This window comes from Micromonospora sp. D93 (assembly GCF_018070365.1).
GTDB classification, from domain to species: domain Bacteria; phylum Actinomycetota; class Actinomycetes; order Mycobacteriales; family Micromonosporaceae; genus Micromonospora; species Micromonospora ureilytica.
Genome location: NZ_JAGPXW010000011.1, coordinates 148,714 through 172,676, shown reverse-complemented (window position 1 = coordinate 172,676; position 23,963 = coordinate 148,714). Strand labels below are relative to the sequence as shown.

General features: G+C 71.9%; 28 protein-coding genes. 7 read left to right on the top strand and 21 right to left on the bottom strand.

The features are described 5' to 3' along the window. Positions 1-290: 290 nt before the first annotated feature. The 4 genes from KBX71_RS15545 to KBX71_RS15530 all read right to left on the bottom strand — a co-directional run bounded on the left by KBX71_RS15545 (position 291) and on the right by KBX71_RS15530 (position 2,589). Positions 291-1,346 (bottom strand): hypothetical protein, encoded by a 1,056-nt coding sequence (locus KBX71_RS15545; RefSeq protein ID WP_210818704.1) that lies wholly within the window; start codon positions 1,344-1,346, stop codon positions 291-293. Positions 1,347-1,732: 386 nt separating this feature from the next. Further along, a complete protein-coding gene (locus KBX71_RS34590; protein ID WP_210818702.1) occupies positions 1,733-1,921 on the bottom strand; it encodes a DUF397 domain-containing protein in 189 nt (62 codons plus the stop codon). A gap of 219 nt (positions 1,922-2,140) precedes the next feature. Beyond that, positions 2,141-2,392, bottom strand: coding sequence for a hypothetical protein (locus KBX71_RS15535; RefSeq protein ID WP_210818699.1), 252 nt, complete (start codon positions 2,390-2,392; stop codon positions 2,141-2,143). An 11-nt stretch (positions 2,393-2,403) separates the two neighbouring features. After that, the gene (locus KBX71_RS15530) at positions 2,404-2,589 is read right to left on the bottom strand and encodes a hypothetical protein (protein WP_210818697.1); all 186 of its coding nucleotides are present in this window, start codon (positions 2,587-2,589) and stop codon (positions 2,404-2,406) included. A gap of 170 nt (positions 2,590-2,759) precedes the next feature. On the opposite strand from KBX71_RS15530, the gene cutA reads away from it, so the two are divergent. Then, the gene (gene cutA / locus KBX71_RS15525; protein WP_210818777.1) at positions 2,760-3,092 is read left to right on the top strand and encodes a divalent-cation tolerance protein CutA; all 333 of its coding nucleotides are present in this window, start codon (positions 2,760-2,762) and stop codon (positions 3,090-3,092) included. On the opposite strand, the gene KBX71_RS15520 is transcribed toward cutA, so the two are convergent. The 9 genes from KBX71_RS15520 to KBX71_RS15480 all read right to left on the bottom strand — a co-directional run bounded on the left by KBX71_RS15520 (position 3,046) and on the right by KBX71_RS15480 (position 9,467). Then, entirely contained in the window at positions 3,046-4,242 is a 1,197-nt protein-coding gene (locus KBX71_RS15520) for a helix-turn-helix transcriptional regulator (protein WP_210818695.1), read from the bottom strand. The two genes, cutA and KBX71_RS15520, sit on opposite strands and share 47 nt — an antisense overlap. A gap of 308 nt (positions 4,243-4,550) precedes the next feature. Next, positions 4,551-5,420, bottom strand: a complete 870-nt coding sequence (locus KBX71_RS15515; protein WP_210818693.1) for a DUF72 domain-containing protein — start codon at positions 5,418-5,420, stop codon at positions 4,551-4,553. A 48-nt stretch (positions 5,421-5,468) separates the two neighbouring features. Continuing rightward, entirely contained in the window at positions 5,469-5,867 is a 399-nt protein-coding gene (locus tag KBX71_RS15510; RefSeq protein WP_091408390.1) for a TraR/DksA C4-type zinc finger protein, read from the bottom strand. Between the two features lie 164 nt (positions 5,868-6,031). Next, complete coding sequence (locus KBX71_RS15505; protein WP_210818686.1) at positions 6,032-6,694, bottom strand: uridine kinase; 663 nt, start codon at positions 6,692-6,694, stop codon at positions 6,032-6,034. 41 nt (positions 6,695-6,735) lie between these two features. Continuing rightward, positions 6,736-7,341, bottom strand: a complete 606-nt coding sequence (locus KBX71_RS15500) for a winged helix-turn-helix domain-containing protein (RefSeq protein WP_124821949.1) — start codon at positions 7,339-7,341, stop codon at positions 6,736-6,738. 247 nt (positions 7,342-7,588) lie between these two features. After that, the gene (locus tag KBX71_RS15495) at positions 7,589-8,149 is read right to left on the bottom strand and encodes a winged helix-turn-helix domain-containing protein (RefSeq protein WP_210818684.1); all 561 of its coding nucleotides are present in this window, start codon (positions 8,147-8,149) and stop codon (positions 7,589-7,591) included. Positions 8,150-8,199: 50 nt separating this feature from the next. Continuing rightward, positions 8,200-8,688 (bottom strand): rhodanese-like domain-containing protein, encoded by a 489-nt coding sequence (locus KBX71_RS15490; RefSeq protein ID WP_210818683.1) that lies wholly within the window; start codon positions 8,686-8,688, stop codon positions 8,200-8,202. Between the two features lie 40 nt (positions 8,689-8,728). Next, positions 8,729-8,977: a hypothetical protein gene (locus KBX71_RS15485; RefSeq protein WP_210818681.1), complete on the bottom strand. Its 249-nt coding sequence runs from the start codon at positions 8,975-8,977 to the stop codon at positions 8,729-8,731. A gap of 112 nt (positions 8,978-9,089) precedes the next feature. Beyond that, positions 9,090-9,467 (bottom strand): signal peptidase I, encoded by a 378-nt coding sequence (locus KBX71_RS15480; protein WP_210818679.1) that lies wholly within the window; start codon positions 9,465-9,467, stop codon positions 9,090-9,092. 61 nt (positions 9,468-9,528) lie between these two features. Between KBX71_RS15480 and KBX71_RS15475 the strand changes: the two genes are divergently transcribed. Both KBX71_RS15475 and KBX71_RS15470 read left to right on the top strand, forming a co-directional pair. Then, positions 9,529-9,921 (top strand): ankyrin repeat domain-containing protein, encoded by a 393-nt coding sequence (locus KBX71_RS15475; RefSeq protein ID WP_124821954.1) that lies wholly within the window; start codon positions 9,529-9,531, stop codon positions 9,919-9,921. Positions 9,922-9,952: 31 nt separating this feature from the next. Further along, positions 9,953-10,903, top strand: a complete 951-nt coding sequence (locus KBX71_RS15470) for a DUF3500 domain-containing protein (protein WP_210818677.1) — start codon at positions 9,953-9,955, stop codon at positions 10,901-10,903. Between the two features lie 104 nt (positions 10,904-11,007). Here KBX71_RS15470 and KBX71_RS15465 read toward each other — a convergent pair whose 3' ends face one another. The 8 genes from KBX71_RS15465 to KBX71_RS15430 form a co-directional block, all read right to left on the bottom strand. Then, a complete protein-coding gene (locus KBX71_RS15465) occupies positions 11,008-11,766 on the bottom strand; it encodes a class I SAM-dependent methyltransferase (protein WP_210818675.1) in 759 nt (252 codons plus the stop codon). Positions 11,767-11,841: 75 nt separating this feature from the next. Beyond that, positions 11,842-12,036: a helix-hairpin-helix domain-containing protein gene (locus KBX71_RS15460; protein ID WP_210818668.1), complete on the bottom strand. Its 195-nt coding sequence runs from the start codon at positions 12,034-12,036 to the stop codon at positions 11,842-11,844. Between the two features lie 94 nt (positions 12,037-12,130). Next, positions 12,131-12,616, bottom strand: a complete 486-nt coding sequence (locus KBX71_RS15455; RefSeq protein ID WP_210818667.1) for a DUF2231 domain-containing protein — start codon at positions 12,614-12,616, stop codon at positions 12,131-12,133. 274 nt (positions 12,617-12,890) lie between these two features. Beyond that, entirely contained in the window at positions 12,891-13,631 is a 741-nt protein-coding gene (locus KBX71_RS15450) for a GAF and ANTAR domain-containing protein (protein ID WP_210818665.1), read from the bottom strand. 179 nt (positions 13,632-13,810) lie between these two features. Continuing rightward, positions 13,811-16,102, bottom strand: a complete 2,292-nt coding sequence (gene secA2, locus KBX71_RS15445; RefSeq protein WP_210818663.1) for an accessory Sec system translocase SecA2 — start codon at positions 16,100-16,102, stop codon at positions 13,811-13,813. A 75-nt stretch (positions 16,103-16,177) separates the two neighbouring features. Further along, a complete protein-coding gene (locus KBX71_RS15440) occupies positions 16,178-17,986 on the bottom strand; it encodes an ABC transporter ATP-binding protein (protein WP_210818661.1) in 1,809 nt (602 codons plus the stop codon). Positions 17,987-18,027: 41 nt separating this feature from the next. Then, entirely contained in the window at positions 18,028-19,116 is a 1,089-nt protein-coding gene (locus KBX71_RS15435) for a zinc-binding alcohol dehydrogenase (protein ID WP_210818659.1), read from the bottom strand. Then, complete coding sequence (locus KBX71_RS15430; protein ID WP_210818657.1) at positions 19,109-20,119, bottom strand: Gfo/Idh/MocA family protein; 1,011 nt, start codon at positions 20,117-20,119, stop codon at positions 19,109-19,111. Before KBX71_RS15430 ends, KBX71_RS15435 begins: the two co-directional genes overlap by 8 nt. Before the next feature lie 203 nt (positions 20,120-20,322). On the opposite strand from KBX71_RS15430, the gene KBX71_RS15425 reads away from it, so the two are divergent. From KBX71_RS15425 to KBX71_RS15410, 4 genes are all read left to right on the top strand, one after another. Beyond that, positions 20,323-21,330, top strand: a complete 1,008-nt coding sequence (locus KBX71_RS15425) for a glucosyl-3-phosphoglycerate synthase (RefSeq protein WP_210818655.1) — start codon at positions 20,323-20,325, stop codon at positions 21,328-21,330. Between the two features lie 23 nt (positions 21,331-21,353). Beyond that, positions 21,354-22,493: a glycosyltransferase gene (locus tag KBX71_RS15420; protein ID WP_210818775.1), complete on the top strand. Its 1,140-nt coding sequence runs from the start codon at positions 21,354-21,356 to the stop codon at positions 22,491-22,493. Positions 22,494-22,577: 84 nt separating this feature from the next. After that, positions 22,578-23,036 (top strand): DUF4383 domain-containing protein, encoded by a 459-nt coding sequence (locus KBX71_RS15415; RefSeq protein ID WP_124822380.1) that lies wholly within the window; start codon positions 22,578-22,580, stop codon positions 23,034-23,036. Between the two features lie 109 nt (positions 23,037-23,145). Then, positions 23,146-23,874, top strand: a complete 729-nt coding sequence (locus KBX71_RS15410) for an ATP-binding protein (protein ID WP_210818653.1) — start codon at positions 23,146-23,148, stop codon at positions 23,872-23,874. Positions 23,875-23,963 lie beyond the last annotated feature (89 nt).

Below are 23,963 nucleotides of genomic sequence, written 5' to 3'. Positions count from 1 at the left end.
GTCGCGGCGGCAGTTGTCCGTGGAGCCGTTAGCGACGTGCTTACCAACGAATCGCCCCTGGTCCGGGCCCTCGGCGTCGCCGCCAGCATCACCGGGAACGCCTTACACGCCCGCGACGAACTCATCAGTGCCGACAACCGTGGGAAGCGGAGCGCCGCCGGCGTATACGCCCACACCGACCTTGTCGAGTGGAGTTGCGGATCGCGGTAGCGGTAGTCGCCGGTTATCGCCGCATCGAGCTCTAGACCGCGCGGCCGATGTGGGGATTCCGGCGGACGGACGGTGCGAGGCTACGGAGCGGCCGCAGACCCGTTTTTGTAAAGCACTACCCCCTGCAGTCCGTTGGACGCCTCCGCTACCGTGACCCACGGACGTTGCCCCCATTGCCCCGCAGGGGGCAGCCATTCGGGCTCCGCCATGTTCGCGTCAAGCTCAGCCAGCCGCAGTGACGCCGACACCACAAACTGCAGGCAGAAGGCGAAGTCATCCGCTGACGGCTGGTACCCCTCCGGAGCTCGATACTCCGTCCGCCCGTTTGCGAACCGAAGCGCCGCCGGCACCAGGTTCCGGAAACGACGGTAGGCGGAATAGTTGATGCCGAGCGCGCCCATCCGGACGGCCGGGCGCAGCTCTTCAACCGCCCGCGTCAGCCCCTCAATCTGCTCGCCCAAACTTCGGCAGTCATGGCCGTTCACGCCGTGCTGACCTGGCTGCAGGAGCCGGGCGATCTTGTCTGCTCGCAAGGGGAAGTCGACCCGTGGTCCAAACGCGAGGGGCGAGGCATCCGCGCGCCACCTGCCGCGAGCAGGCTCGTGCGGATCGAACAGCTCTTCGAACGCAGTGAGCAGCGCGATCATGGCCGCAATGTGATCTCCGCTAGCGCTGGCCGTCTCGGCCTTCGTGACCAGGCCGCGCACTGGTTCTTGGACGATGACGTGGGCCATCGACACCGACTCGTAGTCAATCCCGAACACCGCCATCGTGTTCGCCGCCATGAACGTCGCGGTGTCGCTGACCGCCATGGCGACGCTCTCGGTGCCCGGAGGGGCCCCGTAGTGCTTGAGGTTGACTCGCGCCTTGTTCAGCCGCTTCATGCCCTGCTCAACAGCAAGTCCCACCCCATCAGCCAGGTGAGGCGCCAGCTTCTCGAAGTACTGGTCGAAGGTCTTCGAGGCCGCCGCGCCTAGGTGGTCGGTGGCCAGGATGAGGAAGCTCTCGACTGCGTCCTGAAGCGTCAGGACACAGGCGAACGACATCGGCTCAGGAAGCCGGGCCTGTTCGGCACCGAGCGTGTGCAGGTACCGGATGAACGCCAGACGGCGGATCGTGTCAGGGCTCAGTGGCATGTCGGCGAGCCTTTCACCATTCGCCGCCCGCCACATCAACCCACGCGGTCGTGTATCAGTCGCCGAAGACTGGTGTTGAGCTCCGAGTGGCGGCCGGTCCCTCTCATTGGTCGAAGCATGTTGGACGGCCCCGGCCGTCATCACGCCCTTGGCCGTGCTCGCCGGGGTCGACCGGCCTCCAAGCCGGTCGGCCAGATGCCCCGCTGCCGCAGCCGGCAATCCGGCTCCGAGCAGTCGCAGTACCAGCCAAGCTCGTAACTTGGGATGCGGTCGCCGCCGCAGTTGTGCTTCGGGACGAGGATCCGGGTCATGCAGCCGAGACACTTCGACGGGCGCGCGTGAGGGCCCGGCCCCGAGCTGGCAGTGGACCCCTCGCGTTCCATCGGTTAGAACGTCTGGCCCGCGCGGACCGAGTCGACGAACGCCGACCGCTCGTCTTCATTGACAACGATCTGCGTCTCCGGGCGCTGCGAGTTCCGGAGGATCCGGCTGCGGTCCCTGTCGATGGCGACCTCCAAGCAGTTCGGGCCGGAGTTGTCGCACTTCTCGGGCCGTACGAAGTTGAGCTGGTCCACGATGCGTCTCTTTCTCTCAGCCGGCCGTCGGGTACGGCCGGTCGTCGGTGAGGGCTTACTCGGGGAGCAGCAGGTCGTAGACAGTGAGCTGGCCGAACGCTTCCGCCCATTCCCAGCACCGGGCGGCGGTGCCGCAACGCTGGCATCGGCCATTCACGCCCTGGTGCTCGACGAGGGTTTGCCGCCACCGTGCCGCCAACCGGACGAGGGCCTCGGCCGTCACGGCGGGTCACCCGCAGCGGCCGCGGCGAGGACGTCGACCTTGACCAACAGCTCCCAGCACCACGGCTTCGCACAGTCGGAGGACTCCCACGCGCACTCCAGCCCGTGCCCGTGCACCCAGGCCCAGGCAGGGTCATGGGAGTTGTGGACGGACACGACCCGAATGTCGTGGTAGGTGTGGCCGGGCTGCCCAGGGGCGATCTGCCACTCGCCGGCCCGCACCGACAGGCGCGTGTCCGGGACAGGCATCGTCCGGGCAGTCACCGGGTCAGCCCGTCGTAGAGGTGCTCGGCCCGCCGCTGCCGGGCCACCGCGAGCATCCGCTGCTGGGCGGCAGTCTGCTCGCATTCCTGGACGCGCTGGCAATTGTCGGGGGGCATCGGCGCCTGCCGTTGGGGCCCCGGTCGGTGCCACAGCAGCCGCCACAGCCCGACGATGGTGTCCATCGAAATCAGCTCCCTTCACTCGCGGACGCGGCACGGCCTCCGTGAGGGAGTCGCTCTCCGGGGCCCCGCGCCCTACCTGTGCAGATAGCGTCCCCGCAACAGCCCGGGTGATCCAGGCTGGCAGTGTCCGCTGGTTGTCCGCGCTGTCCGCGGACAACCACGCCGCTAGGGTGTGGCGGGTGAGCGACTACCTGCAGGTGTCAACTGCCACCGAAACGCGCGATGCCGGCGTGCGGCTTGCTGAAGGGGCGGTCAGCGCTCGGCTCGCCGCCAGCGCGCAAGTCATCGGACCGGTCACGAGCGTGTTCTGGCACCACGGGGAGCAGGGGTCGGGCGAAGAGTGGCAGGTACTGCTCTACACCACGGCAGAGCGGTACCCGCGGCTAGAGCGGTTCGTTCTCGATGAGCATCCTTGGACGAACCCGCAACTCAGTGCAGTGCCAATCGTGCAGGGCTCTACGGAGTACCTGACGTGGTTGAGCCGCTCAGTCGAGGACGCTTAGACGCGGCTGCCGCGAGGGCCTGCAGCTCGACGACGCAAGGCATTGCGGCGTGCGACTCCAGGCGGTGCAGGAACGCGTCGAGGCGTTGGCCCGGGCGGATGGACCCGACGCCGCCGGCGAGGCGGACGGCGCTACCGGCTGCTTGGCAGGCCTGTTCAATCTCGTTCGCGTCGAGGTAGGCGTCGGCAAGCCACGACAGGTATAGCGCCTTGTCGCGTGCCTGCGTGTCGCAATACGTGCCCAGAGCGCGCTCCAGTACGGGAATCGCGCGGAGCGGCCGGTGAAGTACCGTCCAGCACCGACCCGTCATGATCTCGCCTTCGAGGCGATCGACCCAGTACACCCAATCTGGCTCGGGCCGGTCGTGCTGGTCGGCGAGGAAGGTCATGCCGATGCCGAGGTGCCGGTCCGCGGCCGTCGCGTCGCCCGTGACAGCGAATGCCCACGCAGCCCGCAGATGCAGAAGTGCCCGCACTCCCGGCGTAGCGGTGGTACCAGCAGCATCGCAGGCCGCGCTGGCGGTGTCGGCCGCCCTGCCACCGCTGGTTAGCTGCTGATAGGCCAGGAACGCCAGTCCGTTGCCCGTGAGCGCTTGGTCCTCGGCGTCACGGGCTGCGGCGAGGCTGACCCGGTAGAGCCGTTCGGCATCCGAATGGTTACCAGCGTCGAACGCCGCCCACCCGGCCAACTGCGACTGTTCGGCAAGAATGGCCAGCAGCTGTCGACCGGTGGCCTCGCTGTAAGAACCGTCCTGGATCAGTCGTGTCGTGGAAGCGACTTCAGCGGTGTACAGCTGCTGGGTGTCGGCGCCGCCGAGGTAGTTATCGAGCCGGCGAAGCCGTGCGGTGCGATCAGCGAGCCGACCGGAAATGGCATTGCCGACGTGGCGGCCGTGGGCGAGCAAGGTGTGCGGGAGAGCAGCGGCCAGTCCAGCAGCGGCGACGAACTCGCGGCGTCGGATACCCGGACGTACGGCGGCGAGCGCGGCCAGCTCACCGCCAGCTTGAAGAGCGACGTCGATGCGCTGGGCGGCCTGCGGGGTGGGCATCTTTGCGCCGGTCTCCAGCTCGTGCAAGTACGTCTTGCCGTGGTACGTGAGCTTGGCCAGGTCTCGCAGGGACAAGCCGCGCTCTCTGCGGAGCTCGAGCATCCGGCCAGGAAACGATGGTTCAGTCACAGATGCCACCCCAGGTAGAGGACTGGGCGGCGGCGCCGCCGGCCTGTACACCCAAGGGCCGCCATCACCGACGGTACCGCCGGTGTGCCCACCCGTCACGCTTCCCCGCCGCCGGCGACACACGAACAGGCCCACCGGTGGCGCCCTGCCGTAGCTGCGATGCCCCGCCCTGCCCGTACACCAAAGTCCGGGTGCGATTGTTGCAGGGTGAGGTCATGAGGCGTGCGCTATCGGAACTAGAGCGACATGCTAGACGCCCAGCACGTCGGATCGGATAGGTTTCACCTGTTCAGCAAGCCAATGAGCGTCGTGGCGTTGGTCTGCGCATAGTCCCGATAACAGTTGTTCATGAGGACGTGGGTCTGCCCCGCCTCGTCGGCCAGCTCGCGCAGCTTCGGCGCCCAGTCGGCCAACTCCCGCTTTGAGTAGTGGTAGCCGAACTTCTCGTGGATATCCTTGCTGGTCCACTTGTCGCTGTGCCCGTGGAAGCGCATGACGGCGAGGTCCGCGGTGGCGGCCAGCACCGGGGGCAGCGACGAGCGGTGGCCCTGCGGCATGTCCACGCAGACGTACGGCAGTTTGTGCTCGCGCAGGAAGGCCAGGGTCTCGTCGGCGTTGTCGCCGTCGAACCAGGAGGCGTGCCGGAACTCGTACACCGGGCGTAGCGGGGAGCAGCGCTTCGCCACCTCCAGCAGGTACTGCTTGTTGGCCCGCTTGATGGTGAACCAGGGTGGGAACTGGAACAGCAGCGCGCCCAGCTTGCCGGCCTCGACCAGCGGGTCCAGCGCGGACAGGAAGCGCGTCCACACCTCCTCGTACGACTGCGCGGGCAGGTCGTCGGGGTAGACGTTCTTCTTGTCGGTCTCCGGGCGCAGGTCCTTGTAGAGCGCGTTGACCCGGGTGGGGTGCCCGGTCAGCAGGCTGAACGCCTTGATGTTGAAGGTGAAGCCGGCCGGGGTGCGCTCGGCCCACAGCCGCGCGGTCGCCTCGGCGGGCGGCGAGTAGTAGGTGGCGTCCACTTCGACCAGCGGGAACTGCCGGGCGTAGTAGGCAAGCCGTTTCTCCGGGGTGTCCGCGGTCTGCGGATACCACCCCGAGTCCAGCAGTGTGCGGTCGGTCCAGGACGCGGTCCCCACGAGGATGTCACCCATTGTGGGAGTCCATCGCGTCGCGGACCGACCGGCAACCGCTGGCGTGGCTCAGGCCGCCCGCCGCTCGCGAGTCTGCTTGCACGTCACACAGGTGGTGGCGGACGGGAAGATCTCCAGCCGCTCCACCGGGATCGCCGCCGAGCAGCCCTCGCACCAGCCGTAGGTGCCCTCCTCGAGCCGGCCGAGGGCGTGCTCGTACTGGGCGCGGCGGTCGAGGATGGTGCGCAGCAGGGACTGGGCGGTGTCCCGCTCGGCCGTCTTGGTGCCGCTGTCGGCCTGGTCGTCGCCGGCGGTGTCGCCGACCTCCACCAGCCGCAGCACCTGGCTCTGGAGCACCGCCTGGTCGTACTCCGCGGTCAGCTCGTCGTAGCGCGCCTGGAGCGACTGTCGGATCTGATCGATCTCCGTCTGGGACCGGGTCGTACCGACCGTGTCGTGGACGAGCATCGCTGCCTGCCTTTCCTGGGCCTGTGGCTCACTGTGAACCGGGTGCCGGCGGCGCGGGGCCCCGGTCACGGTCGCGTTCGGTACGCGGGCGATCACCCGCGCTCTGTGAGCCGGGCGAGTACCCGCCCGATCAGGCGCGCAAACCGACAAATTCTCGGTTGTTGTCAGTCGTCTCCGCCGGGCTCCACGAGCGCCGGTCGGCGGGGGTCGTCGGCGCGTACCACGACGTCGGCGAAGCTCGCCGGAACGACCTCCTCGGCGTACCTGTCGAAGGCCGGCAGCGCCCACTCCTGGGCTGGTTCGGTACGTCGGCGCAGCGCCGCCGGGGACAGCTCCAGGTGGACTGTCACGTCGAAGGGCAGTCCGCCGCCGAGCAGGAGCGAGCCGCTGACCAGGACGACGCCGCCGGGTGCGAGTTCGACGTAGCGGGCGCGGCTGGCCCGGTCGGCGTCGGAGTCCCAGAGCGACGGGAGGAGCCGGCCGCTGCCGCCCGGACCGGCCGGGTCGAGCACCTCCCGGCGCAGCCCGGCCTCGTCGACCCAGGCCTCGTAGAAGGAGTCCGGGTTGGTGCGGCCCAGCTCGAAGCGCAACGACGCGGGGCGGAGGAAGTCGGTGGCGCGGATGTGCAGCACCGGGCGGCCCTGGGCGCGGAGCGGGTCGACGAGCGCCGCGGCCAGTTCGTCGACGCCGGCGGCGGGGGCGCCGTCCACGGCCACCCGCAGCCGCGCGGGCCCGGCGGTGGCGGTCGCGGCGCGGGCCGCCGCGTCGGCCAGCCGGCCGGTCAGCTCGGTGACGAGCAGGTCGGGCGAGATGGGGCGGATGCGCACCGGACCATCCTGCCCCGCGCCGGGCGGGTCGGCGACGCCGGTCAGCTGCTGCGGTCGATGGTGACCCGGGCGTCGTCGGCCAGCCGGTAGCCAACTCCGTAGACGGTGGTGACCAGCGGGACGTCGACGCCGACCTTGCCGCGCAGTCGACGCACGTGCACGTCGACGGTGCGTACGCCGGCGTGCTCGTAGCCCCAGACGGCGTTGAGCAGTTGCAGCCGGGTGAACACCCGGCGCGGATGGGCGACCAGGTGCAGCAGCAGGTCGAATTCCAGCCGGGTCAGCGGCAGCGGCTCCTCGTCGCGCAGCACCGAGCGCGACGAGGCGAGGATGTGCAGGGCGGGAATGGTCGGGCTGACCGAGCGGGCCGGCGACCGGCTGGCGGGCGGCTGGTCGGGGCGGCGTTCGGCCGGTACCGAGCCGATGATCACGCCTTCGCCCCGTTCCAGCATTTCGCGAGCGGCCTCCAGGAGCCGACGTGCCGCCGGGGTCAGCGACTCCTCACAGGCCAGCGGGATGGACAGCGTCACGGTGAGCACGGGCGCGGCGGTGTTCGCCGGGCGACGCTGGCCGCCGGGAGGTCGACCGGGCACCGCGGGTTGGGACGTATGCCATCCGGCGCGCGACGAGGCGGGGCTGACCGACATGGTCCTCCTTGGGCTGGTCCGGGTATCTCCCCACGGCCCGGGACGCCGCTTCATCGATGCTTCCCGGCGCCTGGGCGAGGGTCAAGAGGCGGCTGCGTTGCATGAATGTGACAATTGACGAACACATCGGAGCCAGATGCTCGCTCTGCGTACGAGCCTGATGATTACAGCAGAGTCGTCGAGTTGCCCCGTTACGGGGGTCCCCGACCGGTTCACCAGGCCGGTCACAGCACCGCCGGACCGGGGCTCAGCTGCGGTGATCCACGCTGATCGGGGCCTCGTCGGCCAGCCGGTAACCGACTCCGTAGACGGTGGTGACCACCTCCGAGCCGGCCAGCTTGGCGCGCAGACGCCGGACGTGCACGTCCACGGTCCGGGCCACCGCGTGTTCGTAGCCCCAGACGCTGGAGAGCAGTTGCAGGCGCGTGAAGACCCGGCGGGGCCGCTCGGCCAGGAACAGCAGCAGCTCGTACTCGATGCGGGTCAGCGCGATGACCTGGTCGCCCTGGCGGACGATCCGCGAGCCGGCCAGGATGCGGACCTGGTCGGCCTTGGCGGGCGACTCGGCGGGCGGCTCGACGGTGGCCGGACGTGGGGCCGGTCGCGGCTCCGACGCGACGTCCTGCACGGGACGCAGTTGACCCTCCCCCGATTCGGCCAGCTCGCCGAGCAGCTGCACCAGGCGGGCCAGCCGGGGGCTCAGCGGCCCCGGGACGAGGTCGAGGGTGATGGTCAGGGTCGGGCCGGTACGCGGGCGGGCCGGGCGCACCCCGGGGTGGCGGCGCGTGGGGATGGCGACGACGGACATGGTGCCTCCTGTGTGGCGGTACGCAGGCCAAGCCGGGTGTGGCGTGACGGTCAGTGGCGCGCCCACCCGGCGTTGACCGGGGACGCGAGGGGAGAGGGATGGTGCAGTGGGGTCGGGCCGAGGGCCGGCAGGCCGGCGATCCGCCAGGCCGCGAAGCCACCGACCACATCGGTGGCCCGGTGCAGGCCGACGTCCTGCAACGCGGCGGCGGCCAGCGACGAGGTGTAGCCCTCCTGGCAGAGGATCACCACAGGCACGTCGTAGTCGACGGTCTGCGGCAGCCGGGCCGGGCAGTGGGGGTCGAAGCGCCACTCCAGCACGTTGCGCTCGACGATGAGCGAGCCCGGCACCACGCCGTGCGCGGCCCGCTGCGCGGCGGGGCGGATGTCGACCAGCAGCGCTCCGGCCCGGTACGCCAGGTGCGCCCGCTCCGGGTCCAGTCGGCGCAGCCGGGCCCGCGCCTCGGCCAGGATCGCGTCGATGCCCCGAGAACCCGGCGGCGGCACGGGGACGGGACAGTGCTCGGCGGTTATCTGCATTCTCGGTTCCTTCCGGTGACAGGGGATCTTCGGTGCGCGGCTACCAGGACCGGCCGGCCTCGGCGACCTCCGCGACCCGCAGCCGCCCGTCCACGAGGTGGTAGCGGGTCATCCGCGGCAGCGCCGGCCGGTAGAGGTGCACGCTGACCGCCGGATCGACGCCCAGGTTGGTCACCTGGTGCACGTGCCGGGGGCCGAGATCGAAACGCAGCGCGACCGGCCAGCCGGCCAGGTCGGCCCACCCGGCGGCAACTGTGAGCAGGTCGGGCTCCGGACGGTGCTGCGTCATGGCGGTTCCTCGCGGGTCGTTCGGCGGGGTGCCCTCGTACTCTAGACGGTAAAGCCTATAGGTTTAGTAGGTAATTCCGTCTGTTGGGACGCGGGTCAGCCGCACGGGTGAATCAGCGCAGCACTGGCGGGTCCACCCGGTAGCCCGGCAGCGAGGGCCAGCGCACTGTCAACACCACCGACGCGCGCTCGGCGAACCAGGAATGGTCAACCCCACGCGCCCACACCACGTAGTCGCCCGGCGCGGCCAGCCGTACCGTCCGGTCCGGCAACTCCACCCGAAAACAACCCTCGACGAGTACGAGCAGAGTGGTGCGCACCTCGCCGGTCGCCCACCGCGACCGGGCCTGCCCGGGCGGATGCACGCCCCACTTCACCTCGACGTCGGTGCTGTGCCGGATCTCCCCCGGCGGCGCGAAGTGCCCGAGCAGCCAGCCGGCGTTGGTGGCGCCGTCGAGGCCCGCGTTGCCCACGTACACCGTCTCATCCATCGGACCCTCCCCAGCGCGCCGGCCGAGCAACCTATCAGGACCGGTGCACTAGCCTGGGACGGTGACCGAGGAACTCGACGCCGAGACGCTGGCGTTCGCACACCGGATGTTCGACCTGGCCCGAGCCGGCGCCACCGACGAACTGGCGGCACAGCTCGACGCCGGTCTGCCGGTCAACCTCACCAACGACAAGGGCGACACGCTGCTCATCCTGGCCGCGTACCACGCCCACCCGGCCACGGTGGCCGCCCTGCTCAGCCGCGGCGCCGACCACACCCGGGCCAACGACCGGGGTCAGACCGCGTTGGCCGCGGCGGTCTTCCGCAGCAGCACCGAAGCGGTCCGCGCGCTCCTCGCCGCCGGCGCTGACCCGGCACACGGCAACCCGTCGGCCATCGAGACCGCGCAGTTCTTCGACCTGCCGGAGATGACTGAGCTGCTGCGCGTCGGCTGACACCGGAACTGCCGACCGGTATACAGGGTCGGTGGAAGATCCTCTGCCGGAGCAGATGCGGGCCGCGAGCACCGCGCTACTGACCGCGCTCGACCCCGCCGCCCGCGAGAGCGCCGTGCACTCGTTCGACGACGAGGCGGCCCGACGCTGGCTGGAGTACCGGCCCCGACCCCGACCGGGCGTCAGCCTCGCCGAGCTCGACGTCGCCGCCCGCAAGGCCGCGCACCGGCTGCTGGCCACCGCGCTCAGCCCCTCGGCGTACGCGCAGGCCATGGCCATCATCTCGCTGGAGGAGGTGCTGGACCGGGCCGAGGGCTGGCAGCGCGGACGGCACAGCGGCGACTACTGGGTGGCCGTGTTCGGCGACCCGGCGCGCGACGACCGCTGGGCGTGGCGACTCGAAGGACACCACCTGTCGGTGAACATGACAGTGGTGGACGGTCAGGTCTCCCCCGCGCCGATCTTCTTCGGCGCCAACCCGGCCGCGGTCCGCTACGCCGGCCGGCCGGTCTCCCGCCCGCTCGGCGTCGAGGAGGACCTGGCCCGTGCCCTGCTCGACGCGCTGGGCCCGGCCGAGCGGGCCGGCGCGATCATCGCCGACGAGGCGCCGGCGGACATCATCAGCGCCACCCGTGGGCGGGTCGACGCGCCGCTGGAGCCGCTCGGCGTACCGGCGCAGCGGCTGGGACCGACCGGCCGCGCGCTGCTCGACCAGGTGGTCGCCCTCTACCTCGACCGGCTGCCGCCCGAGCTGGCCATCCGAGAGGCGGCTCGACTGGACGCCGGTCCACTGCACTTCGCCTGGGCCGGCCCGACCCACCCCGGGCGGCGTCACTACTACCGGATCCAGGGCGACGACCTGCTGATCGAGTACGACAACACGAGCGCCGACGGCAACCACGCTCACACCGTGCTGCGCCGCCCCGCCAGCGACTTCGGCGCCGACGTCCTAGCAACCCACCACCAAACCCACCCCCATTAACCTCCGCGCCCGGCCCGCGTCGATCACGGAGTTGTGGTGGGTGAATTGCCCCGGTGTTGGGCTTTTGTGGGGCACCACAACTCCATGATCGACGTGAGCGAGAGTCAGGGGCGGGTGGCCTCGATGAGGAAGCGTTGGGCGTGGGCCACGAAGGGACCCTCGTTGGCGATGCGGTGGTGCAGGTCGCGTAGTGGTGCGCGGTAGCGGTCGACAGTGAACCCGGGCACGGTCCAGATCACCTTGCGCAGGAACCAGACCACCGCGCCGATGTCGGCGAAGGTCGCCCGCAGGGTGGCGCGACGCAGGTCGACCACCCGCAGGCCAGCGGCCTCGGCGGCGGCGGCCGCCTGCTCAGGGTGCCGCCGGGCCGGCGGCGGCAACGGCCCGAGGATCGCCTCACTCAGCTCCCGCATGGTGCCGGCCCCGATCTGCTGCGACAGGAAGGTCCCGCCTGGCCGCAGCACCCGCGCCGTCTGAACCCAGTCGGTACGCACCGGATGTCGACTGACCACCAGGTCGAACGAGGCGTCGCGGAACGGCAGCGGCCCGTCCGGCGCGACCGCCACCACCGACGCGCCGACCCGACGCAGTGTTCGCCGGGCGACCTCGACGTTCGGCGGCCACGCCTCGGTGGCCGTCAGCAGCTTCGGCGGACGCGGCACCTCGGCGAGCACCTCCCCGCCGCCGGTGTCCACGTCCAGTGCCGCGTCGGCGTGCGCCATCCGGTCGGCGACGAGCTGGGCGTACCCCCAGGGTGGTCGCTCCTCGGTGGCCCGGCCAGCCAGCCAGCCGAAACCCCAACCATCGACGGGTTGGGCCACGGCCTCCGCGATCAAGTCCTCGGCTTCACGCTCCGCGGTCATGGTGGTCAGCCTCGCGGCCCGTCACCCGGCCGGCAACCCAATTGCCGCCGCCCGGTCGGGGTGCCGTGGTGAATCTCAGCCGAGGCCGAGTTTGTGCTCTTCGAGGGCGGCCTGGAGGATTCCGAGCGCCTTCGGCCCCATGCCGTGCAGCTTCGCCAGGTCCGCCCTGGGGACGCCCGCGAGCTGGCGCAGCGCGGTGTAGCCGGCGCCATGCAGGGCCCGGGTGGCGGGCGCACCGATCTTCGGGAGCGTGTCCAGGGATGCAGTCATCCGCGGATGGTAGACCGACCAGCCGCGCGTATGCCGGCCCCGCCCACCAGGGCCGCCCGGCTCGCAGGTCGAGCGGCCCGGCTCGCAGAGCGGGTCAGGGGCGGGCGATCTCGCCGGTGGAGCCGGCCAGCGCGTCCAGGCCGCCGGCCTCGGCGCGACCGCTGTCGAACTGTCGCATCAGCCGGGCGCCCAGGTGCACGCCGACTCCGCCGACGACCAGCGCGACCAACTCGGTGACCAGGATCGCGACCGACGCGCCGCGCTGTGGGGAGTGTGACCGGACCAGGCAGGTGAGCAGGAACATCGCGGCCATCACCGCGTTCACCAGGTTGAAGGCGACAGCGGTACGGCGGGTGCGGTCACCCGGCACGTCCCACAGGTCGACCATGCCGGCCACGGCGGTCAGCGCGGCGGCGACGAGAGCGGCGACGCCCGTCCAGTAGCCGACCTCGCCGAGGAACGCGGGCCCGCCGACCACGTCGATGAGGTCGAAGACGGTGGCGCTGACGAAGAGCCCGAGCGGGAACGTCACAAGCATCGGTTGGATCGGTTGCCCCTGCACCCGCAGCCGGCTCTGCATCGGTCCTCCCCCGGGTCGGCGCAGCTCACCTGACCAGAGTGCTACCCGGGGCCGGTAGAGGCGAAACGATGCCGCCCGACTCTCCGGTGATAGGGAGAACGGGCACCGTGGCCGCCGCCCGTCGACGCTGGACGGCCAGACCGCGGATGATCGACCCGGGCTTCAGGAAAGCGGGGCGTCCGCGAGCCCATGACACCCCGACTTCAGGGAAACCGAGTAGATAACGGCCCGACGCGACGATCAGGCCGTCAGATCGGCCGCCGGCGCGGCCGGGTCAGTTGTCGCGCGGGCGGGAGACCGTCCGGACCAGGCGCTCGGCCACCTCGCGCAGCGGGATGTCCAGGGACGAGGCGGCGGTCCGCAGCACGTCGAGGGCCTCGGCCGGCGGGCACCCACGCTGCGTCATGATCACGCCGACGGCCTGGCCCACCACCCCGTCCTGCAGGAGTGAGGCGTCCCGTTCACCGGCGAGGGTGAGTTGCCGGCCGCGGTCGCGGACGGCGGCGAGGAGCAGGCCGGCGTGTTCGGCGAGCAGCATCGCGGTCAACTGGTGTTGCGGGGTCAACAGGTCCGGCGCGGCGGCGTACAGGTTGATCGCGCCGATCACCTGATCGTCGATGTCGACCGGTGCGGAGATCACCCCGCGTACGCCGAGGTCGCGGGCGCGCGCCGTCCAGGCCGGCCAGCGGGGCTCACCGGCCAGATCGGCGGCGAGGATCATCTCGCGGCGGTGGATCGCGCTCATCGCCGGCGAGTCCGGTCCGTGTCGCAGGTCGTCCAGCCCGGCCAGCCCCTCGTCGGAGGCGGCCACCCCGGCCGGCTCGCCGGCTCGCAGGGCGGTGAAACCGCACCAGCGCACCCCGGCGACGGCGTCCCGGGTGACCCGGACCAGCGCCAGCAGCGCCTCGTCAAAGTCGGTCAGGGAGATCAGCCCGGCGGTCAGTTCCCGTAACAGCGCGGCTGCTTCCAGGACGCCGAGGGTCTGCACCACCGGTTCCCGCGTGTCGAGGTTCACCGGTTCGCAGCCTCCGTGCCGTCTCTCGCCTGCCCGGCAAGCGTCGTCACCTGTGTCATCGTCTGCTCTCTCCCGACTCGACCGACCAGCACTACTACCCTCGGAAACCAGGGTCGAAACGGCGTAAATCGGGGCCCCGGTCGCGCCCGGAGGCGCGACCGAGGCCCCGACGGTCCGCGTCAGCGCGGGGCGCCGCTGAGCCGCCGCCCGATCGACGCGATCAGACGGTCGAGCTCGGACCCGAACGGGTTGTCGTGCACCAGGTACGTCCAGGTGGCGGTGGGCCGGACCAGGGTGCCGTCGTCGGGCTGCCAGTCCTCATCGAATTCGGTCTCGGTGAAGGTGGCGATGGTGCGGGCCTCGATCTCCGGGATCAGGTCGTTGAACGCCGGCACCGCGGCCCGGTGGAACTCGTCCAGCGGGTCGAGGCGGCCCAGCGCGCGCAGGTGCACGCCCTCGCGGACCTCCGACAGCTCGGCCAGGTGCTCGGCCCAGAGCCGGTCCAGGTGGTAGAGCGCGATCGACCGGGCGGCGCGGGCGAGCAGGTCCTCGTCCATCTCGCCGGCCCTCTCGGGCTCCTTCTCCAGCAGCATCACCGCGGCCACGTCGCTGGTCAGCAGCCGCTCCCGGCGCGCGGCGAGGGCCTTGCGCTGCTGCTCGATCACCACGCTGTAGCGCCAGGTGTTGCGGTGGATCTCGTGGTTGACGCCCTCGGCGACCCGCTGGGCGTGCTCCACCGCGTAGTCGACCTGCTCGTCGGTCACCAGACCGTCGGCGTTCATCCGCGGCGAGGCCGGCACCGAGTCGGCGGCGTGCCGGACGACGAGGTCGTCCTCCAGGCTGACCAGGAAGACCGAGCCGCCCGGGTCGCCCTGCCGGCCGGCCCGACCGCGCAGCTGGTCGTCCACCCGGCGGCTGTCGTGCCGGCCGCTGCCGATCACGTAGAGCCCGCCCAGCGCGGCGACCCGCTCCTGGTCGGCCTGGTCGCTGCCGCCGAGGCGGATGTCGACGCCCCGGCCGGCCATCTGGGTAGAGACGGTCACCGCGCCGTACGCGCCGGCCTCGGCGATGATCGCCGCTTCCTCGTCGTCGTTCTTGGCGTTCAGCACGACGCAGGGCACCCCGGCGGCGTTCAGCCCGGCGGCCAACCCTTCGGACTCCTTGACGTCCAGGGTGCCGATCAGCATCGGCCGCCCCTTGGCGTGCCAGCGCTGGATCTCGTCGATCAGCGCCTCGTCCTTCTCCGCCCGGGTGGCGTAGATGCGGTCCGGCTCGTCCTCGCGGATGCACGGGGTGTTCGGCGGGATCACCGCGACCTCGAGGCCGAAGAACTCCCGCAGCTGGTCGCCGACCAGCACCGCCGTGGCGGTCATCCCGCAGACCTTCGGGTAGAGCGCGATGTACGCCTGCATGGCGATGGTGCCGAGCACCTCGCCCTCGGCGGTGGCGTCCAGCCCCTCCTTGGCCTCGACGGCGGCCTGGAGACCGTCCGGCCAGCGGCGGCGCTGGGCCACCCGGCCGCGCATCTCGTCGACCAGCTCGACCGAGCCGTCCCGCACGATGTAATCCACGTCACGGTGCAGCAGGGCGTGCGCGTGCAGCGCCACGTTGACCGCGGAGAGCTGCGCGACGTGCTCCTCGTCGTACAGGTCGATGCCGAGCTTGGCCTCGATGGCGGCCAGGCCGGCGGAGGTGAACGCCACGCTCCGCCCGTCCTCCGCGACCGTGTAGTGCTTGCCCTTGCGCAGGCCGCGGACCTGCCCGGCGGCGGCGTGCACCGGGTCCTGCTCGCCCGGCACCGCGCCGGCCAGGACCATCGGCACCCGGGCCTCGTCGATCATGATCGAGTCGGCCTCGTCGACGATGGCGGTGGTCAGCGCGGGCTGCACGCGGTCTTCCGCGTCGGTGACCAACTGGTCGCGCAGGTAGTCGAAGCCCGCCTCGCTGACCGAGACGTAGGTGACGTCGCAGGCGTACGCGTCGCGCCGCTCCTGCGGGGTGGATGCCTCGTTGACCCAGCCGACGGTGAGACCGAGCAGGGTGTAGACCGGCTCCATCCACTGGGCGTCGCGGCGGGCCAGGTAGTCGTTGATGGTGAGCACGTGCACCGGGCCGTTGCCGAGGCGGACGTGCCCGTACGCGGCGATCGTGGCGGTCAGTGTCTTGCCCTCACCGGTGGCCATTTCGGCGACCTTGCCGGAGAGCAGCGACATCGCGCCGAGCAGCTGCACGTCGTACGGCCGCTGGTCGAGGCCACGACGGGCGGCCTCGCGGCCGACGGCGCAGATCTCCTCGTAACCGGCGGCGGCGCCCGCGGCCTGGGTCAGCTCGGCGTCGTCGAGCGCGGCGAGCTCAGCCTCGCGCGCCTCGATCGCCGGGAGCAGTTTCTCCAGCGGAGCAAGATCCACGGTCGAGCCGGGGCGCTGGAGGAACCGCCGGAACTTGCTCTTGAACCGTTGCGACACACCCATGAGCGGCAACGGTACGCGATTCCGGGCGGCGCGCGGGGCCCGGCCGCCCGGTAAGTCGGCCTTCCTGCGGCGGAGTCAGCCGACCAGCAGCTGGTGGCTGGCGAGTTCCCGGTACAGCGGGTCGGTGGCGGTCAGTTCGGAGTGGGTGCCCACGGCCACCACCCGGCCGCCGTCGAGGACGACGATCTGGTCGGCGTCGACCACCGTGGCGAGCCGGTGCGCCACGATCAACAGCGTCCGGCGGATGGCCACGGCGTCGATGGCGCGGCGCAGCGCGACCTCGTTGCGGGAGTCGAGGTTGCTCGTCGGTTCGTCGAGCAGCAGCACCGGCGGGCCGGCGAGCAGCGCGCGGGCGATGGCCAGTCGCTGCCGCTCGCCTCCGGAGAGCAGGACGCCGCCCTCCCCCACCTGCACGTCGAGGCCCTGCGGGGTGCGCTGCGCCAGGTGGCCCAGGTTGACCTCGTCGAGGACGTCGCGCAGCCGGTCGTCGGTGGCGTCCGGGGTGGTGATCAGCAGGTTCTCCCGCAGCGTGCCGGCCAGCACGGGGGCCTCCTGCTCGACGTAGCCCAGTCGGGCCCGCAGCGCGTCGCGGGGCAGGTCCCGGACGTCGGTGCCGTCGAGGCGGACCGCGCCGGCGCTCACCTCGTAGAAGCGCTCGACCAGGGCCAGCAGTGTGGACTTTCCGGCGCCGGACGGGCCGACCAGGGCGGTCCGGGTGCCGGCGGGAACCGCGAAGCTGACCTCGCGCAGCACCGGCTCGCCGCCCGGGTAGCCGAAACCCACCCGCTCGAACTCGATCATCGGGGTCGGGCGGCGCGGGGTCGCCGTCGCGGCGGCCGGCGTCGGCCGGTCGGCCGCGCCCTCCGCGGGCACGGCGAGGATCTCCTCGATCCGCTGGAGGGCGCCCAGGCCGGACTGCAACTGGGTGTACGCCCGCAGCACCTGGCCCAGCGGCAGCGCCAGGAGGAAGAGGTACATCACGAACGCGACCAGGTCGCCGACGGAGATCGCCCCTGCGGCGACCCGCGCCCCACCGATGCCGAGCACCAGCAGGAACGCGCCCTGCACGGTGACCGAGCCGATCGGGCCGACCAACGCCTGCACCCGGGCCACCCGCAACCCCGCCTCGTACGCCTCCCGGGCGCTGCCGGTGACGGTCTCCGTCTCCCGGGTCTCGGCGCGGCTGGCGCGGATGGTCCGGGCCGCCGAGATGGACCGCTCCACCGCGGAGGTCATCTCACCGATCCGCTCCTGGGCGACCCGGGCCAGCGCCCGGACCCGGCGGGCGAAGGTGGCGGCGAAGACCAGCCCCAGTGCCACCCCGAGCAGGGTGACGCCGAACAGCAGCGGGTCGAGCAGCACCATGGCCGTGCCGGCGCCGACCACCGTCACCGCCCCGGTGACCGTCTCGAAGAGCCCGGAGGTGACGACCGCGCGCAGCAGCGTGGTGTCCGAGCCGACCCGGGAGAGCAGGTCGCCGGTGCGTCGGCGGTCGTACTCGGCGATGGGCAGCCGCAGCAGGTGGCCGGCCAGCCGGCGGCGGGTGCCCAGCACCAACCCCTCGGCGGTGCGTTGCAGCAGGTAGTCGCGCAGCCCGCCGATCGCCGCGCCGAGCACCACGAGGGCCACCAACACCGCCACCAGCCGGGACACCCCCTGCTCGGCGCCGATCCGCTCGAGCACGGACCGGGTGAGCAGCGGCTGCGCCAGCGACGCCGCCGAGCCGGTCAGCGACAGCACGCCCACCACGACCAGGGTGCCGCGGTGCTCCCGCAGGTACGGCAGCAACGCGGCCAGGCCGACCGACCGGCCCCCGGCGCTGCCGCCGTCCGGCCGATCGGTCGAGGTGTCGCCGGGAACCGGCCGGTCCTGCACGGTGCTCATGTCGCGAACGGTAGCCGTCCCTGGCACGCGGCGACGGCGGGTCAGGCGGTGAGCACCACCTGAAGCTCCTGGCGGCGACGGTCGGCCAGGTCGGTGAGGAGGGCGGGCGCCTCGTCGAACGGCACCACCGCCGAGACGAGGTGCTTGCGGATCGTGTCGCCGTACGTCCTGAGCAGGTCGACGGTCTCGGCGGAGAGCCGTTCCCGGTCCCAGGTGGGCGCGAGCCCGCGCGGCACCCGGCCGATCTGGGCGCAGCGCAGCGACAGCCCGTGGTGGTGGAACTCCTCACCGAGGCGGACCGCGTCCGCGCCGCCCTGGTAGAAGGCGAGGTCGATGACGGTGCCCTGAGGCCGCAGCAGCCGCAGGGCGAGGTGCAGCGCCCACGCCTGGCCCCGGCACTGGAACACCACGTCGGCGCCCCGGTCGCCGGCGGTGTGCGCCCAGCGGGTCTTGAGCACGACCGCCGGATCGTCCGCGTCGGGGTCGAGGGTTTCCAGGCCGAGCGCCTCGGCGACCTGGCGACGGTGCGGGGTGGGGTCGAGCACCACCACCGACGTGGCGCCGTTGCGCCGGGCGAACAACGCCGTCAGCAGCGCCACGACGCCGGCGCCGACGACGGCGACCCGCCGGCCGCGTACCCCGTCACCGAGAGAGCGGACGTCGGCGCCGTGCAGGTCGGCGGCGGCGTGCAGCAGCCCGTTGGCGCAGATCGGGCCCATGTGCGCGACGTAGACGCCGAGCAGCGGGTCCAGGTCGTCGGGCAGCGCCACGAACCGTTCGGCGACCGGGTCGGCCAGCCAGCCGGTGCGGTGCCCGTACGTCATCGCGCCGACCGTGCCCACCGCGATGGCCGGGGTCTCGCTCTCCACCACCCGGCCGACCTGCATGTAGCCGAGTCGGGTCACCGGGTAGGGCGTGCTGGCCGCGCCCGGCTGGAACAGCCCAAGGTCGGCGTTCCAGGTGACGTTCAGGTAGGGGTTCGTGCCCTTGACGTAGCTCAGTTCGGTGCCGGCGGAGACACCGCTGAACAGCGTCTCGACCCGGAACGTGCCGGGGCGCAGCGGCGCGGCGTCCTGCTCGACCAGATCGACCCGGCCGGGGCCGGTGACCACCACGACCTTGTCACGCATCGACTGTCACCCCGGTGGCGAGCACCGTCGGCGCGGTAGCGGTGGCGAGCCGCACTGTGGTGCCGGTACGGGCCGAGTCGGCCACCGCGAGGGCCAGGCGCTGGGTCGCGAGAGCCTCGGCGTACGGGACGCGGACGTCGTCGTCGATGCCGCGGACGGCGTCGACGAAGGCGCGGTCCACCGCCACCCGGGCGGCTTCCGGGTCGGCGGGGACGTGTCGTTGGCCGTCGGCGTCGCGGATCGACAGCCCGTCCTCGGTGATCGCGAGGGCCAGACCGTCGGCGAGGATCTCCAGGCCGGCGCGGTGCTTCCAGCCGAGAACGCAGGCGGCGCTGAGCGTGCCGACCGCGCCGTCGGCGAAGCGCATCGTGGCGGTGGTCACCGAGTCGATGTCGGCGCCGTCGACCGGTGGCGGGGTGCCGTTGCCGTACGCGGTGACCTCGGTGACCTCGCCGGCCAGCACGCGGATCAGGTCGAGCACGTGGGCGGCCTGTTCGACCACCGGGCCGCCGGAGCGGTCCCGCCGTGACCACCACGCCACCGGGGGCACCTTGTCCAGCCAGGCGCCGCTGACCATCCGCACCGGGCGGTCGGCGAGCAGGTCACGGGCCTGGTCGAGCACACTCAGGTAACGCCAGTGGTGGCCGACGGCGGTGCGCAGCCCACGCTGGGCGACCAGGTCGGCGATCCGCTCGGCGGTGCTCAGGTCGACAGCGACGGGCTTCTCCACGAACATCGGCACCCCGGCCTCGATCACCGCCTCCTCGGCGGAACCGTGCGCGAACGGTGGCACGCAGACGTACACGGCGTCCAGATCGGTGGCCAGCAGCTCGGTGACGTCGACGTAGGCCCGCCCGCCGTGCTGTGCGGCCAGCGCGGACGCGGCCTCCGGCGCGACGTCGGTGACGCCGACCAGCTCGACGTCGTCGAACCCGGCCAGCACCCGCGCGTGACGTTGTGCCACCCCGCCGGCTCCGACCAGACCCACCCGGCAGTTCCGCATCCCGACACCCCTTCGAAGACGTTTCATGTGCGATGGGAGCAGTCCCCTGGGCTGTGCGCAATCAAACGTTCATCCCCCGGGAACGAATTGTCGTCACCTGCGTGATCAAGATGTTGCCGAGAATGCGGTTAGCGCGTGACGAGGAATGGGAACAACCAAATTCGGTTTTTCCACGCACGAACGGAGGGGTGCCCGTGCGGGATATGACATCGAGCGTGTCGCCGGTGGTGGAGGCATGGGCCACGTACCGGACGACGTCGGCGGCCGACTGGCCGACCCGTCGGCTGATGCGCGCCAAGGGTGGGACCCGGGTCAGCGTGGTGCTGCCGGCCCGCAACGAGGAGGCCACCGTCGGCGCGATCGTGTCGACGATACGGGAGCACCTGATGGATCGGGTGGCCCTGGTCGACGAGTTGATCGTGGTGGATTCCCGCTCGACGGACCGGACCGCCCAGGTGGCACGCGCCGCCGGCGCGGAGGTGGTCAGTCAGGACGCGATGACCCGGGGGCTGCCCCGGCTCACCGGCAAGGGCGACGCGCTCTGGGCCGGGCTGGCCGCCGCCGAGGGAGACGTGGTGGCGTTCATCGACGCCGACCTGCGCGAGTTCCGGCCGCACTTCGTGAGCGGGCTGCTCGGCCCGCTGTTGACCGACCCGTCGGTCGACTTCGTGAAGGGCTTCTACCACCGGCCCCTGGTGGGCACCGCCAGCGTGGAGCAGGACGGCGGTGGCCGGGTGACCGAGTTGATGGCCCGACCGCTGCTCAACCTCTTCTGGCCCGAGCTGGCCGGCTTCGTGCAGCCGCTCGCCGGCGAGTACGCGGGTCGCCGGGACGTGCTGGCCCAGGTGCCGTTCGTCTCCGGGTACGGGGTGGAGACGGCCATGATGATCGACCTGCTCGACCTGGTCGGCCTGGACGCGCTGGCGCAGGTCGACCTCGGTGAGCGCAAGCACCGCCACCAGGACACGGCGGCCCTCGGCCGAATGTCCGCGCAGATCATGTTGACCGCCTGGTCCCGGCTGCAACGGCGCGGCTGGGCGACCCCCGGGTTGGCGCCGGAGGCGTTGCTGACCCAGTTCCGTCGCGGTGGTTCGGACGCCCTGCCGAACCTGGACCGCGAGATCGTGGTCAGCGACGTGTCCATCGAGGAGCGCCCGCCGTTGGCCGAACTGCGCCACCGGGTGCCCCGCCGCCGGGTGGCAGCCGCGTGAGCGCGACGAGCCTCACCGTGCTGATGAACGCCGGCCCGTGGCTGTCGGTGCCACCGCCCGGCTACGGCGGCATCGAGAACGTCATCGCCACGCTGGTGCCGGAGCTGCGTCGACTCGGCGTACGGGTGGTGCTCGCCTCGGTGGGCAGCAGCACACTGCCGGTGGACGAGCAGATCTCGGTCTTCGCCGACGGGCAGTTCGCCGCGTTGCAGAGGCCGTACAACCAGGTTTGCGGGATCGCCCAGGCGCACCTGGCCGGTGTGGTCCGGGAGCTGCACTCCCGCGACGACATCGACCTGGTGCACGATCACGTCGAGGCGGTCGGGCTGGCCACCCTCGCCGCGATGGGGCCGGCCGGCCCACCAACCCTGCACACCCTGCACTGGGACCTGGCCAAGCACCCGGCGCTCTACGGCAGCCTGGACGGCGGCGACCGGGTCCGGGTCAACGGGGTCTCCGCGTCGCAACTGGCCCGCGCCCCGCTGGCGCTGCGGGAGCACTCGGTGGGGCACGTGCACCTGTCCACGCCGCTGGCTGTCGACGCCGACCGGCGGCCCCGACCGGACAAGGGCGAGCACCTGCTCATCCTGGGCCGGATCAACCCCGGCAAGGGGCAGGACGTGGGCGCCCGGCTCGCGCACCGGGTCGGTATTCCGCTGGTGCTGGCCGGCCCCGTCGGCCCGTACCATCGGCCGGCCGACCTGGCCGCGGCCGGCGACGAGGCCCGGCAGAACCCGGACGTGCGGTTCTTCCTCGACGAGGTGGCACCGCACGTCGACGGTGACCTGGTGCGCTGGGTCGGCACCGTGGCCGGCCAGGAACGGGACGACCTGCTCGCCAGCGCCCGCGCGTCGCTGTTCCCGCTGCGGTGGGAGGAGCCGGGCGGTACGGCGGTGGTCGAGTCGCTCGCCCTGGGTACGCCGGTGGTGGCCACCGCCCGGGGTTGCCTGCCGGAGCTGATCGAGCACGGCCGCACCGGGCTGCTCACCACCGACGAGGAGGAGTTGGGCGACCTCGTCCTCGCCGCCGAGTTGCTCGACCCGGACGAGTGCCGGCGGGTGGCCGCGCAGCGCTTCACGCCGGCGGTGATGGCCGCGCGTTACGTCGAGCTGTACGAGCGGGTCCGGCAGTCGGCCCGCGCGCCGAGGTTGCTGCCGGCCTGACCGACGGCGGGGCCGGCCAGTTTGCCGGTCGCGGCAGCGGGTAGCCGGCAGCGCTCATACCCGCCGCGCGACGAGGAGCCGGGAATGGTCGGATCGATGGCGCACTCCCGGGCCCGACCCAACCCGGCCGACGGCAAACCGCCGGTCCGTCGCGCGGCGGCGACTGTGGGAGTGCTGTTGCTGCTGCTCGGCGTGCTCGGCTTCGTGCCGGGGATCACCAGCGGCATGGACGCGCTGCGCTTCGCCGGCCACGACTCCGGCGCGTACCTGTTCGGCGTCTTCCAGGTGTCGGTGCTGCACAACCTGGTGCACCTGGCGTTCGGCGTGGCGGGGCTGCTGCTGGCGCGGACGGTCACCGGCGCTCGGGCGTTCCTGATCGGCGGCGGGGCGGTCTACCTGGTGCTCTGGCTCTACGGGCTGGCGGTGGACCGCGACACCGGGGCGAACGTGCTGCCGGTCAACGACGCCGACGGCTGGCTGCACCTGGGGCTCGGCGTCGCCCTGATCGCACTTGGCGTCCTGACCGGCCGGACCCGCCCCTGACCTGGCGTTGTGGGGCGTGACCTGCGTCGCCCCGCCGGCGGTCCGGTTTGATCGGGAACGGCCTCGGGTAGTTGGCAGATCCCGACCCAGCAGCGAATTGAGGCATGCGATGTCGAGCCGGATCACCTGCGAGGTGCGCGCCACGGCACCGGTGGCGGTCGTCAGGCTCACCGGCCCGTTGCACCTCGGCACGATGCGCTCGGTGCACCGGGCGCTCAGCGACGCGCTTGTCGACCAGCCGGAGGCGCTGGTGGTCGACATGGCCGGGGTGAACGTGGAGGACCGCTTGGCGCTGTCCGTCTTCGCCGCGACCGCCCGCCGGGCCGAGGAGTGGCCGGCCGTGCCGGTGCTGCTCTGCTCCCCGTCGCCGGTCGCCGCACGATGGCTGGCCGAGTCGACCACGTGCCGGGTGCTGCCGGTGTCCGCGGACTGCGCGGAGGCGACCCGGTTGGCCGGCACGACGTCCACGTTGCGGATGCGGACCCGGCTGGAGCCGGTGGCCGGGGCCTGCCGGCGGGCCCGGGAGATGGTCACGGAGGCGTGCGCGCGGTGGAACCTGCCGGTCGCGTCCGGCCCGGCCGCCTTGGTGCTCAGCGAGTTGGTGGGCAACGTGGTGCGCCACGCCGGCACGCCGATGCAGGTGACGGTGACCCTGCGCCGACCGTATCTGCACCTGGCCGTGGTGGACGGCAGCAGCGCCCAGGCTCGGGCCGGTGGGACGGACCTGCACGCCGAGGGTGGGCGAGGGTTGATGCTGGTCCGGGAGCTGACGCAGCGGTGGGGCAGTGTGCCGGCCGGTCAGGGCAAGGCCGTCTGGGCGATGCTGCCGGCAACCTGAGCGTTCGAGACGCTTGCGCCCGGTACCAGCGTTCTGACCGAAATTACCGCTCTGGCCTGGTTACATGGTGCGAGGGTCGGGTAGGCACG

Excerpts from the sequence above, each read along its gene's own strand:
- KBX71_RS15515 (WP_210818693.1), bottom strand. The coding sequence starts at position 5,420 with ATGGGTGACATCCTCGTGGGGACCGCGTCCTGGACCGACCGCACACTG.
- KBX71_RS15480 (WP_210818679.1), bottom strand. The coding sequence starts at position 9,467 with ATGGATGAGACGGTGTACGTGGGCAACGCGGGCCTCGACGGCGCCACC.
- KBX71_RS15510 (WP_091408390.1), bottom strand. The coding sequence starts at position 5,867 with ATGCTCGTCCACGACACGGTCGGTACGACCCGGTCCCAGACGGAGATC.
- KBX71_RS15465 (WP_210818675.1), bottom strand. The coding sequence starts at position 11,766 with ATGACCGCGGAGCGTGAAGCCGAGGACTTGATCGCGGAGGCCGTGGCC.
- KBX71_RS15410 (WP_210818653.1), top strand. The coding sequence starts at position 23,146 with ATGTCGAGCCGGATCACCTGCGAGGTGCGCGCCACGGCACCGGTGGCG.
- KBX71_RS15460 (WP_210818668.1), bottom strand. The coding sequence starts at position 12,036 with ATGACTGCATCCCTGGACACGCTCCCGAAGATCGGTGCGCCCGCCACC.
- KBX71_RS15440 (WP_210818661.1), bottom strand. The coding sequence starts at position 17,986 with ATGAGCACCGTGCAGGACCGGCCGGTTCCCGGCGACACCTCGACCGAT.
- KBX71_RS15455 (WP_210818667.1), bottom strand. The coding sequence starts at position 12,616 with ATGCAGAGCCGGCTGCGGGTGCAGGGGCAACCGATCCAACCGATGCTT.
- KBX71_RS15500 (WP_124821949.1), bottom strand. The coding sequence starts at position 7,341 with ATGTCGGTCAGCCCCGCCTCGTCGCGCGCCGGATGGCATACGTCCCAA.
- KBX71_RS15435 (WP_210818659.1), bottom strand. The coding sequence starts at position 19,116 with ATGCGTGACAAGGTCGTGGTGGTCACCGGCCCCGGCCGGGTCGATCTG.
- KBX71_RS15545 (WP_210818704.1), bottom strand. The coding sequence starts at position 1,346 with ATGCCACTGAGCCCTGACACGATCCGCCGTCTGGCGTTCATCCGGTAC.
- KBX71_RS15535 (WP_210818699.1), bottom strand. The coding sequence starts at position 2,392 with ATGCCTGTCCCGGACACGCGCCTGTCGGTGCGGGCCGGCGAGTGGCAG.
- KBX71_RS15495 (WP_210818684.1), bottom strand. The coding sequence starts at position 8,149 with ATGTCCGTCGTCGCCATCCCCACGCGCCGCCACCCCGGGGTGCGCCCG.
- KBX71_RS15530 (WP_210818697.1), bottom strand. The coding sequence starts at position 2,589 with ATGGACACCATCGTCGGGCTGTGGCGGCTGCTGTGGCACCGACCGGGG.
- KBX71_RS15490 (WP_210818683.1), bottom strand. The coding sequence starts at position 8,688 with ATGCAGATAACCGCCGAGCACTGTCCCGTCCCCGTGCCGCCGCCGGGT.
- KBX71_RS15415 (WP_124822380.1), top strand. The coding sequence starts at position 22,578 with ATGGTCGGATCGATGGCGCACTCCCGGGCCCGACCCAACCCGGCCGAC.
- KBX71_RS15420 (WP_210818775.1), top strand. The coding sequence starts at position 21,354 with ATGAACGCCGGCCCGTGGCTGTCGGTGCCACCGCCCGGCTACGGCGGC.
- KBX71_RS15430 (WP_210818657.1), bottom strand. The coding sequence starts at position 20,119 with ATGCGGAACTGCCGGGTGGGTCTGGTCGGAGCCGGCGGGGTGGCACAA.
- KBX71_RS15425 (WP_210818655.1), top strand. The coding sequence starts at position 20,323 with ATGACATCGAGCGTGTCGCCGGTGGTGGAGGCATGGGCCACGTACCGG.
- KBX71_RS15485 (WP_210818681.1), bottom strand. The coding sequence starts at position 8,977 with ATGACGCAGCACCGTCCGGAGCCCGACCTGCTCACAGTTGCCGCCGGG.
- secA2 (WP_210818663.1), bottom strand. The coding sequence starts at position 16,102 with ATGGGTGTGTCGCAACGGTTCAAGAGCAAGTTCCGGCGGTTCCTCCAG.
- KBX71_RS15520 (WP_210818695.1), bottom strand. The coding sequence starts at position 4,242 with ATGCTCGAGCTCCGCAGAGAGCGCGGCTTGTCCCTGCGAGACCTGGCC.